This is a genomic window from Massilia sp. DJPM01, assembly GCF_030348125.1.
GTDB lineage: Bacteria > Pseudomonadota > Gammaproteobacteria > Burkholderiales > Burkholderiaceae_D > Telluria_A > Telluria_A frigida.
Genome location: NZ_JAQOZV010000009.1, coordinates 149,868 through 160,521, shown reverse-complemented (window position 1 = coordinate 160,521; position 10,654 = coordinate 149,868). Strand labels below are relative to the sequence as shown.

12 protein-coding genes, 1 tRNA gene and 1 pseudogene are annotated in these 10,654 nt (G+C 63.6%); 7 read left to right on the top strand and 7 right to left on the bottom strand.

The features are described from left to right. Positions 1 to 225 (top strand): annotated as a pseudogene (locus PO883_RS09000) (AIPR family protein); the annotation flags it as partial. A 144-nt stretch (positions 226 to 369) separates the two neighbouring features. Beyond that, positions 370 to 443: transfer RNA gene (locus tag PO883_RS08995), tRNA-Gly, on the top strand. A 266-nt stretch (positions 444 to 709) separates the two neighbouring features. On the opposite strand, the gene PO883_RS08990 is transcribed toward PO883_RS08995, so the two are convergent. The 3 genes from PO883_RS08990 to PO883_RS08980 form a co-directional block, all read right to left on the bottom strand. Continuing rightward, complete coding sequence (locus PO883_RS08990; protein ID WP_289309451.1) at positions 710 to 991, bottom strand: hypothetical protein; 282 nt, start codon at positions 989 to 991, stop codon at positions 710 to 712. Positions 992 to 1,100: 109 nt separating this feature from the next. Beyond that, positions 1,101 to 1,463, bottom strand: coding sequence for a hypothetical protein (locus PO883_RS08985; RefSeq protein WP_289309450.1), 363 nt, complete (start codon positions 1,461 to 1,463; stop codon positions 1,101 to 1,103). Between the two features lie 38 nt (positions 1,464 to 1,501). Beyond that, positions 1,502 to 2,209, bottom strand: a complete 708-nt coding sequence (locus PO883_RS08980) for a LexA family transcriptional regulator (RefSeq protein ID WP_289309449.1) — start codon at positions 2,207 to 2,209, stop codon at positions 1,502 to 1,504. Positions 2,210 to 2,297: 88 nt separating this feature from the next. Between PO883_RS08980 and PO883_RS08975 the strand changes: the two genes are divergently transcribed. The 4 genes from PO883_RS08975 (at position 2,298) to PO883_RS08960 (ending at position 5,219) form a co-directional block, all read left to right on the top strand. Continuing rightward, positions 2,298 to 2,510: a helix-turn-helix transcriptional regulator gene (locus PO883_RS08975; protein WP_289309448.1), complete on the top strand. Its 213-nt coding sequence runs from the start codon at positions 2,298 to 2,300 to the stop codon at positions 2,508 to 2,510. Between the two features lie 177 nt (positions 2,511 to 2,687). Then, positions 2,688 to 3,104, top strand: coding sequence for a phage holin family protein (locus PO883_RS08970; RefSeq protein WP_289309447.1), 417 nt, complete (start codon positions 2,688 to 2,690; stop codon positions 3,102 to 3,104). Between the two features lie 130 nt (positions 3,105 to 3,234). Next, positions 3,235 to 3,915: a tRNA (guanosine(46)-N7)-methyltransferase TrmB gene (gene trmB, locus PO883_RS08965; RefSeq protein ID WP_289309456.1), complete on the top strand. Its 681-nt coding sequence runs from the start codon at positions 3,235 to 3,237 to the stop codon at positions 3,913 to 3,915. Between the two features lie 128 nt (positions 3,916 to 4,043). Continuing rightward, positions 4,044 to 5,219 (top strand): DUF418 domain-containing protein, encoded by a 1,176-nt coding sequence (locus PO883_RS08960; RefSeq protein ID WP_289309446.1) that lies wholly within the window; start codon positions 4,044 to 4,046, stop codon positions 5,217 to 5,219. Here the strand turns inward: PO883_RS08960 and PO883_RS08955 are convergent. Next, entirely contained in the window at positions 5,143 to 6,072 is a 930-nt protein-coding gene (locus PO883_RS08955) for a DMT family transporter (protein ID WP_289309445.1), read from the bottom strand. The genes PO883_RS08960 and PO883_RS08955 overlap by 77 nt on opposite strands. 101 nt (positions 6,073 to 6,173) lie before the next feature. Between PO883_RS08955 and PO883_RS08950 the strand changes: the two genes are divergently transcribed. After that, positions 6,174 to 7,058, top strand: a complete 885-nt coding sequence (locus PO883_RS08950; RefSeq protein WP_289309444.1) for an AraC family transcriptional regulator — start codon at positions 6,174 to 6,176, stop codon at positions 7,056 to 7,058. Here the strand turns inward: PO883_RS08950 and recQ are convergent. The 3 genes from recQ to PO883_RS08935 form a co-directional block, all read right to left on the bottom strand. Continuing rightward, positions 7,055 to 8,878 (bottom strand): DNA helicase RecQ, encoded by a 1,824-nt coding sequence (recQ, locus tag PO883_RS08945; protein ID WP_289309443.1) that lies wholly within the window; start codon positions 8,876 to 8,878, stop codon positions 7,055 to 7,057. The two genes, PO883_RS08950 and recQ, sit on opposite strands and share 4 nt — an antisense overlap. A gap of 23 nt (positions 8,879 to 8,901) precedes the next feature. After that, complete coding sequence (locus PO883_RS08940; protein ID WP_289309455.1) at positions 8,902 to 9,735, bottom strand: undecaprenyl-diphosphate phosphatase; 834 nt, start codon at positions 9,733 to 9,735, stop codon at positions 8,902 to 8,904. Positions 9,736 to 9,873: 138 nt separating this feature from the next. Beyond that, positions 9,874 to 10,635, bottom strand: coding sequence for a YoaK family protein (locus PO883_RS08935; protein WP_289309442.1), 762 nt, complete (start codon positions 10,633 to 10,635; stop codon positions 9,874 to 9,876). Between the last annotated feature and the right edge of the window lie 19 nt (positions 10,636 to 10,654).

Here is a 10,654-nt window from a genome sequence, read left to right as displayed (position 1 = left end):
TTACCCTTAGTGCGGGCGATATTGGTAGGTAATAATGTTATACCTTTGAATTCAAAAGACACCGAGAAAGCCGCGAAGCGAGTGATTGAAGTGATGGGGCAACATGGCCAGCCAGCTACCGATGTCTTCAATAAAGTGGTTGGGATCTGCAATGGGCTTGGCGAAGTCACCGCTGACCGGCTCAAACGCCAACTGATTTTCACAGAAATGTTAGCTGCGCTTTAAGTCGTATCTTATTGATTGAATGTACGGAATTTTGGTGGTGCAAGCCATCACACCTCGGCGGAAGCGGCCATCCCATTTTCCATCACACTTGCCGTGCCGGAAATTTGTCAAACAGCGTGAAACCCGCGTAGAATACGGCTGCACGCGGGTGTAGCTCAATGGTAGAGCAGAAGCTTCCCAAGCTTACGACGAGGGTTCGATTCCCTTCACCCGCTCCAATGACCCCCCGCGGCAACCCACAGCTCCGACTTGCTGCCGACACGCCCCCATTCCCAGCGCAACAAAGTAACGGCGGCTCGTATGGCGGTTTGCCGAACCGTTTGCAAGCCCACGGATCCGGTAGCGGAAATTCGAGCGTTATCTCAAGTACGTAGTTAAGCCACACAAAATTGAGGCCGGTTTACGATTATCCATCTCCGCATAGACTTTGCCACGTGTTGATGGATCGACGATCACCCTTGAAACGGGCGTGCGCCATGGCGGATCAGAAAGGGAGCGTCCCTGCATCCGCAGGCCCGGCATTGAAATCGACCTCGACAAAATTGACGTTTTCGAGCTGCACGAGGGCAAGCAGCTCGCTCGTCTGGAACGTGGCAAAGGCGCGAAAGCCGTTGTCCTCGATCGACACCAGCATGATCGGCAAGGCCGGAAAATAGGGCTGCAAGCGCACCAGCAGCGTCGGCCCGCGCTCGGGCAGCGTGTCGGCTGAATCGACCAGCACGATCGCCAGCAGGGAGCCGCCTACGGAAATGCAGGCCGACTTCATTGGATGCCCGGCCGGTCTGTGTCAGCGGCGGGGCGCCGTGATTCGCCTGGCATCTGCGGCAAGGTGCCATCAGGTGGATTTCCGTGACATAGTTTCAATCCGGGCCTCTTCACTCGCGCCACTCTTCCTGTGGGTTCGGCAACTTTGCCCAACCATTCTCTGGCGACATCAAGACGGCGAGCACTTCATCAGGTGCTGCTTCATCCACCGCTGCCCAGCCGGCGACACGGACAAGTTCCAGCTGCCACCTGCCATCGTGTTCACGTCGCCATCGTCCAAGGCCATGAACGCGCACCGGCATCGACCAATCAAGCAGCGCGATTGCCGCCTGCACGCCATCGCGTAACTGGCATCGCACCGGCTGGCCTTCCATATCCTCAAGTGTTGCCTCCGTCATGCCATCGCATGAAGTCATGCCGACGATGAATCCATCGACATGCGTCGCCGTGTCGATGATCACTGGCAGATTCATGTGTATCGCCTCGCGCCCAAGCCGGTTCGGCCCGTGCATCAGATCCGGTCACTCTCCTTGCGCACCACGCGCCCCACGATAATGCAGTCGCTGCCCCGGCACACCTTGCGGTGATACTTGCGCTTGTCGGAATTATCGGATTCCAGCCACCATTCCCCCGCATCGCGCGAGAGCCGCTTCACCACTGCCTCGCCCTCGTAATTGACGGCGAACACCACGCCATCGACCGGCCGGTTGTCGGCCGTGTTGATCACGATGATATCGCCCTCGTACAAGGTCGGCTCCATGCTCTGTCCTTTGACACGCGTGGCCACCAGGCGTTCCGCAATATAGTTGTTGCGCCCCACCCAGCCGGCGTCGAGCGGCAGGGTGGCACCGCTATCGTGCCCGGGATCGGACTGAAAACCGCTGATGCCGGCCGACAGGCGCAAGGTCACCATCTTGATCTGCACGAAGCGCGGATCGCCGGCTTCCGCCACGATGACCGGCTGCATTTCCCGGGGCAGGCCATCGGCCCCGGCGGCGCGGCGCGCCATCGGCCCCGTGCCTTCGTGCAGCCACTCGAACGCTACCTTGCAGGCCGCCGCCAGCGCCGCCAGGGTAGCCGCTTCCGGACCGCGCGTGCCGCTGCGGTTGAGGATGCGGTTAATGGTCGGCTGCGGCACGCCGGAGGCGCGCGACAAGGCGCTCTGCGACTGGAAACCGGCTTCTTCCATCGCTTGTGTCAGGCGGTCTGAAATAGTCATGAACCAATTATACATGGATGAATAGATTTTTTCAAAACTGTAGCGTGCTCTTGTTGAAAATCTATCCGAGCGCGTATAGACTGTGTACATGGAAAAAGACATCTCCACCCTGTTACGGGAAATCAAGGACGCAAGCGGGTGGACGGAGATGCGCATGGCGACGGCGCTGGGCACCACACAGCCGACCGTCAGCCGCATCCTGAATGGCCAGGCGGACTGCAAAATCGCCACCTTTCACGCCATCTGCGCCCTGCACGCGCTGAAATGCCCTCTCGCCCGCGCAAGCGGACCGTTGACCTGACCTGAGGCACCTATGAGCAAGACCACGATTGCCGGCGGCCTGTCCGCCGCACCGGGACAGTCACGTCCGCATCCTGTCCAGCGCGCCGCGCGCCGCCTGATTGACGTTTTTCTGGAACGCCGGAGCCCTGTTGGCGCTGACGCTCTCCGATGCCCACCAGCGCTTGAAGGAGGTACTATGCGCACCTTTCTGCACTTGAAACCCCGGCTTTGCTGGACCTGGCTGCTCGCCTCGTGGGATACCAGTGCGGCGGCCGCCGCCACCAGCTTCGCCAGCGACCTGTCGAGCATCCCGCTCGATGGCGTCGCCGTCGCCATCACGCTGTCCCTGGTCGGCGGCGCGGCCGGCACGCTGCAAAAGATTGCCAGTCCCGAGGTGGTGATCAAGTCGCTGCCGCTGGAAATCGCCAAGGATATCCTGATCTCCCTGGTGGCTGGCCTGGTAACGTACTCGCTGTGCGCGTGGCAGGAAATTCCGCTCCTGCTGCAGCCGGGCTGCATCACCATTGCGGCCTACGGCGGCTCGCGCGTGCTGGAGCGCTACCTGTCGGCCGGCATCTCGCGCATGGAACGCCTCGATGGCAAACGGGACTAGCCGCTCCGGCGCCTCCTGTTTCCCCCGTGCCGGCGCCTGCCGCCGGTAAGGGGGAGCAGGTACGATATAATGCCGTCCCGGCTTTTTTTCCTCATCCATCCCCATGTCCGCAGATACCCCGAACCGCCCGATGTTGTACGACCCGACCGAACACCGGATTCGCAGTTTTGTCACGCGCGCCGGCCGCCTGTCGATCGCGCAGGCGCGCGCGCTGGAAGAGCTGGGACCGAAGTTCCTGGTTGAATACGCCAAGGCGCCGCTCGACTTTGAACAAGCCTTCGGCCGCCGCGCCCCGGTGATCCTCGAAATCGGCTTCGGCATGGGCGACACCACCTCGCACATCGCCAAGGGCATGCCGGAGAAGGACTTCATCGGCGTCGAAGTGCACACGCCCGGCGTGGGCAGCCTGCTCAAGCAGATCGGCGAGCAGGGCCTGACCAACCTGCGCCTGATCCAGCACGATGCCGTCGAAGTGCTCAACCAGATGATCCCGGCCGGATCGCTGGCCGGCGTGCACGTGTTCTTTCCGGACCCGTGGCACAAGGCGCGCCACAACAAGCGCCGCCTGCTGCAGCCGCCGTTTGTCAAGCTGCTGGCCGAGCGCCTTGCGCCTGGCGGCTATCTGCACTGCGCCACCGACTGGGAAGACTACGCGGTCCAGATGCTCGACGTGCTGGGCGCCGAGCCGCTGCTGCAAAACACGGCCGAAGGCTACGCGCCGCAGCCGGCCTACCGTCCCCTGACCAAGTTTGAAAACCGCGGCATCAAGCTCGGTCACGGTGTCTGGGACCTGGTGTTCACCAAAAAATAAGCTGACAGTGGGCTTACCTCGGGCGATGCGGCCATGCAGGCTGCATCGGCGCGTATTTTTTCCAAAGTGGTAGCGTTCCCAACTAGAATACGATTTTCTGGTACGCTTCTTCACGAGGAGTCAATGCGATGGGATCAACGGCACAGCGCCTGGACGTGATCGACGCATTGCGCGGCTTTGCCATCGTCTCGATCATGCTGCTCCATAACATCGAGCACTTCGACCTGTACTACGTCGTACCCGATTCGCCGGCCTGGCTGGCCGTCCTCGACAAGCTTGTCTGGGAGTGCGCCTTCTTCCTCTTCGGCGGCAAATCGTACGCCATCTTCGCGCTGCTGTTCGGCCTGAACTTCCACCTGCAGTCGCAGGCGCGCAAGGAACGCGGCGAGGATTTCGGCGCGCGCTACGGCTGGCGCCTGCTGATCCTGTTCGGCTTCGGCATGCTCAATTCGATGTTCTTCCACGGCGATATCCTCACCATCTACGCGGTGCTCGGCCTGTGCCTGCTGCCGGTGGCGCGCCTGGGCGATGGCGCGGTGCTGGCGCTGGCCGCCATCCTGCTGCTGCAGCCCTACGAGTCGCTGGTGCTGGCCGACGCCCTGCGCCATCCGGATGTGAACATCGGCGACCCGGCCTCGTGGCGGTATTTTGGACGGATCAACGAGTACCTGATGGGCGACTCGGTCCTGCGCGCCTGGGCCGGCAACCTGACCAACGGCAAGCTGGCGGTGCTTCACTGGAGCTGGGAAAACGGCCGCGTGTTCCAGATCCTGTCGCTGTTCATGCTCGGCATGCTGGCCGGGCGGCGCGGCTTGTTCGTGGCAGGCCCGGACAGCTTGCGCTTCTGGCGCCGCACGCTGGCCACCGCCACGCTGCTGTTCCTGCCGCTGTACACCATCCGCACGCTGCTGCCCGACTGGGTGGCCAGCATTGCGCTGCGCCGGCCCCTGGCCACCATCGTCGCCTCATGGTCGAACTTTGCGTTCATGCTGGTGCTGGTGGCGTGCTTCGTGCTGCTGTACCAGGGCGGTGCGGCGACGCGCGCGCTGCGCGTGCTGGCGCCACTGGGCAGAATGAGCCTGACCAGCTACTTCACGCAATCGGTGATCGGCTCGTTTATCTACTATGGCTTCGGGCTGGGGCTATACAAGGTCACCGGCGCCACCCTGTGCCTCTTGATCGGCACCTTGCTGGCGGCGCTGCAGTGCGCGTTCTGCGCGTGGTGGCTCAGGCGCCACGCCCAGGGGCCGCTCGAACACTTGTGGCACCGGGCGACCTGGATAAGCGCGCGCCAGCCGGCATGAACGCCAGCAGGTTCCCGCCCAGGACCAGCAGCAGGCCACATACAGCGAGGGCGCTCCACTGGTAACCCTCAAGGACCGTGGACACGCTCAGCGCCACCACCGGGAACAGCACCGTCGAATAGGCCGCGCGGTCAGGGCCGATGCGTCCCACCAGCAGCAGGTAGGCGGTAAACCCGACCACCGAGCCGGGAATGGCCAGGTACAACAACGAAGTGGCGTAGCGCATGCTCGGTTCGAGCGCGAAGGGCATCTTCAGCAGCCACGCGCCGCCACCGAGGATGGTGGCGCCGATCAGCATGGCCCAGGTATTGGTCAGCCAGGGCGTCAGGCCAAGCGCCTGCATGCGCGAGGACAGCAGGTTCCCGGTCGAGAAACACACGGTGCCCAGCAGCGCCAGGGCCAGGCCAAACAGCATGCCGCTGTCGTTCCAGTGTCCACGCATCTGCGGCAGGAACAGCAGGGCGATGCCGGCGAGGCCGAGCAGCGCGCCGCCCACCACCTGGCGCCGGATCGGGCGCCCCATGAAGACGCGGCCATTGATCGCATTCCAGATCGGCGCGGTCGAAAACACCACCGCCACCAAACCGCTCGGCACCCACTGGCTGGCGTAATAAAAGCACAGGAAATTACAGCAGAACAGGGCCAGGCCCTGGGCCAGCAGATAGCGCCAGGCGCTGCGTGGCGGCCAGATGGGTTTGCGGGTGGCGATCAAGAACAGCATCAGTACCGCGCTGGCGATCCAGAAGCGGTAGGCGATCGATACCGGCGCCGGCACCACGCCAAGTTGAAAGGTAATGGCGATCCAGGTGGTACCCCAGATCGCGACGGTGAGAAAGTAGAGGAAGATATTCATGGCCCCATCTTGAACCGGCATGCATGATGCGACTTGTCTGATCTTGCGCACTTTGGGCCGGCCGCCGGCAGCGGCGGGCATGCCATGCTAGACTTTTCAGCATGCATTCACGCCCACTGCCTATTTCGCACGCCGTCTTCAACACCATGAGCGGCACCAATGCCACGCTGGAACGCTTCGCGTGGCTGGGCGACGGCATGGCGGCGGCGATCTGGAAACGCGAAACCGTGGAGGAACTCACCAGTTATGTGCAGCCGGGCCACCACACCCTGTCGTGCTACCTGGGCGGCGGCTACCGTACCGAGCGCGCCGGCGTGCCGGGGCGCTACGGGGCGCCGCAGCAACTCTGCTCCATGCCCGACTGGCACGAGTCGCAATGGGTGGTGCGCGACCACCTGCGCCTGCTGCATGTCTACTTCATGCCCGAGCATTTCACGCGGCGCGCCGTGGTGGAACTGGACCGCGAACCGCGCGAGCTGACCCTGGCCGACCGCACTTACTTTGAAAACCCCCGCATCGTGCAGCTGTGCGAGGCGCTGGTGGGGCAGTCCTGGGAAGATCCCGGTGAGCTCCTGCGCGCCAACGAGATCACGCACGAAGCGCTGAGCGAACTGCTTCGTTCGCAGGCCATCGTGCGGCGCGACCTGCGCCTGCGCGGCGGCCTGGCGCCGCTGGTCAGGCGCCGCCTGGCCGACTATATCGAGCAGCACCTGGCGCAGCCGATCACCCTGGGCGAACTGGCGCAACTGGCGTGCATGTCGGAGTTTCACCTGGCGCGCATGTTCCGTGTCTCGTTCGGGATGCCGCCCTCAGGCTGGGTGGCGCAGCGCCGCATCGAACGCGCGCGCGCCATGCTCAAGGCCGGCAAGCTGCCCTTGCAGCAGATTGCCGCCGCCTGCGGCTACGCGGACCTGAGCCACTTCAGCCATCGTTTCAGCAAGGCGGTGGGCGCCCCGCCGGGACGCTACCGCCAGGCCGTGGCCTAGCTCATTTCCATGATGATGGCGACGATCTCGTCGCCGTACGAAACCAGCTTCTTCTCGCCCACGCCGGTCACGCCGCGCAGTTCCTGCAGCGAGGTCGGCTTGGCCTTGGCGATTTCGCGCAGGGTGGCATCGACAAAGATCACGTAGGCTGGCACGTTGTGGGCGCGCGCGGTTTCGACCCGCCACCAGCGCAGCTTCTCGAAAATCGCCTGTTCGGATTTGGACAGGTCCATCTCCACATGCCCCTTGGACGAGGCGGACGGCGCACGCTTCTGCTTGACCGGCTTCTGGTACTGGCGCAGCTGCACCTTCTGGCCGCCCTTGAGCACCGGGCGCGCGGCGTCGGTCAGCTTGAGCGAACTGTAAACTTCATGGTCGACCGTGATCAGGCCGAGCGCGATGGCCTGGCGCAAAATGGCGCGCCACTCCGCTTCGGTGCGTTCGTCGCCGATGCCGTACACCGATAGCGAATCGTGGTGCCACTGCTTGATGCGGTCCGTCTCGACCCCGCGCAGCACGTCGATCACGTGGCCGGCCGCAAAGCGCTGGTCGACCCGGTAAATCGCCGACAGCAGCTTTTGCACCGGCACCGTGCCGTCGAAAGACACCGGCGGAATCAGGCAGGTATCGCAATTGCCGCACGGGGTGGATTGCTCGCCGAAGTATTCGAGCAGGCGCACGCGCCGGCAGCTGAGCGTCTCGCACAGGCCCAGCATGGCGTCGAGTTTCATCGACAGCACGCGCTTGAAGGTTTCGTCGGCTTCCGATTCGTCGATCATGCGCCGCTGCAGCACCACGTCCTGCAAGCCATACGCCATCCAGGCGCTGGCCGGCATGCCGTCGCGGCCCGCGCGTCCGGTCTCCTGGTAGTAGCCCTCGATGCTTTTCGGCAGATCCAGGTGGCACACGAAGCGCACGTCCGGCTTGTCGATGCCCATGCCGAAGGCGATGGTCGCCACCATCACGATGCTTTCTTCGCGCAGGAAGCGGGACTGGTTGGCGCTGCGCTTGGGGTAGTCCATGCCGGCGTGGTAGGGCAGGGCGCGGATGCCGTTTTCGTTCAGGAAGTCGGCGGTTTCCTCGACCTTCTTGCGCGACAGGCAGTACACGATGCCGGCATCGCTGCCATGCTCGGTGGTGATGAAGTCGAGCAGTTGCTTGCGCCCATTGGCCTTTTCGACGATCTGGTAACGGATGTTGGGGCGGTCGAACGAGGACACGAACTGGCGCGCATCGCCCAGTTGCAGGCGCAGCGCGATTTCGGCGCGGGTCTGCTGGTCGGCGGTGGCGGTCAGCGCAATGCGCGGCACGTCCGGAAATTGCTCGTGCAGGATCGACAGCTTGATGTACTCGGGGCGGAAGTCATGCCCCCACTGCGACACGCAGTGCGCCTCGTCGATGGCGAACAGCGCGATTTTGGAGGCCTGGAACAGGTCCAGGCAGCGCTGCGTCATCAGGCGTTCGGGCGCCACGTACACCAGGTCGATTTCGCCGGTGCGCACCAGCCGTTCGATGCGCATCGATTCTTCGTAGGTCTGGGTCGAATTGAGGAACGCGGCGCGCACGCCGACTTCGGCCAGCGCGTCGACCTGGTCCTGCATCAGCGCGATCAGGGGCGATACCACCACGCCGACGCCGTCGCGCAGCAGCGCCGGAATCTGGTAGCACAGCGACTTGCCGCCGCCGGTCGGCATGAGCACCAGCGCATCGCCGCCGCTGGCGACGTGTTCGACGATTTCCTTCTGCTGCCCGCGAAAAGCCGGATAGCCGAAGACCGTTTGCAGCTGGTCGAGCGCGCGTGCTGAGAGACCGGGGTCCATACTGGGGTCCATACTGGGGTCCATTATTCCGCCCAAACGACCCATCCGTAGTGCGAGCTTGCCAGCACCACGATGCCGAACACGATGCGGTACCAGGCGAACACGGTGAAGTCATGGCTGCTGATATAGCGCAGCAGCCAGCGCACGCACAGGAAGGCCGAGATGAACGCTGCGATCGAGCCGATGCCGAACAGCGGCAGGTCGCTTGACGACAGCAGCGCGCGTTCCTTGACCAGCGAATAGGCGGTGGCCAGCAGCAGGGTCGGGATCGCGAGGAAGAACGAGAATTCGGTGGCGGCCTTGCGCGGCAGGCCGAACATCATCGCGCCGATGATGGTTGCACCCGAGCGGCTGGTGCCGGGAATGAGCGCCATGGCCTGGGCGCAGCCGACCTTGAAGGCGTCGAGCACGGTCATGTCGTCCACCGTCTCGACCCGCACCACGGGAGGATTGAGCTTGTTGCGGCGCTCCACCCACAAGATGATGATGCCGCCAATGATGAAGGCCAGCGCCACCGGCACGGGCTTGAACAGGGCCGATTTGATCATCTTGCCCAGCGCGAGGCCGAGCAGCGCCAGCGGCAGGAAGGCGACGACCAGGTTGAGCATGAACTTTTGCGCCTTCGGGTCGGATGTCAGCCCGCTCATCACCGATGCGATGCGCGCGCGGTATTCCCAGCACACCGCCATGATGGCGCCGGCCTGGATGACGATCTCGAACACTTTCGCTTTCTCGTCGGTGAAGTCGAGCAGGCTGCCCGCGAGGATCAGGTGGCCGGTCGAGGAAATGGGAAGGAATTCGGTGAAGCCTTCCACCAGACCCATGATGATGGCTTTAAGCGCAAGAGCGAAAGTTATGTCCATGAAGCAGTTTGTATTGTTATCGGGGAAGTCGGACCGGATGACGGCACGGTGCGGGGTCGAAGCTTACCACGAGCACGCCCCCGGCTTCTGATCAGCCGCACATGCGGGGCTGTTTTTCGTGGCGGAGATGGACTACTGTTTTTTTGTTGCAATATTTTTAACGTCGTCCAGCAGCGGCAGCATGGCCAGGGTCATCAGTGCCAGCGCCAGCGGCACCGTGGCCACGTAGCCCAAGTGGCTGAAACCGAAGGCGCCGGCCACGCCGCCGAAAAAAAAGCAGGCGGCCAGCATGGACAGCACCTTCAGGCGTTTGCGGTCGCCCGCCACCGGCGCCAGTCCGGCCTGGCTGGGCGCCGGGCGGTTCAGGTACATCATCTTGCCCAGTTCAATGCCGATGTCGGTGACGATGCCGGTGATGTGCGTGGTACGGATTTCGGCGCGCGACAGTTTGGTGATGAGGGCATTTTGCAGTCCCATGATAAAACTGAGCAGCAGTACCGTCACCGATGCGAACAGGCCGTCGCTATCGGCCAGGCGCATGCCGAGCAGGCCAAAGCAAAGCAGCAGGACCGCTTCGAGCATCAGGGGCAGCGCATATTCGCCGTGGAGCGCGCGGCGCCGGCCGTAATTGACCATGATGGCGGTGCAGGCCGCGCCGGCCATGAACGAGAGCAGCGCTCCCAGTCCGCCCAGGACCAGCGCGTGCGCGCCCAGCACCAGGTCGTCGGCCATGGCCGAGACCACGCCGGTCATGTGCGATGTGTAGCGGTGCACCGCCAGGAAGCCGCCGGCATTGATGGAGCCGGCCACGAACGCCAGCATGTAGCCCAGGTGCGCATTGGCGTCGCTGGAGCGGCTTGGCGCGGTGAGCCTCTTGGCGTAGTTGACGGGCATGGGCGGTGCTTTCTCGGGA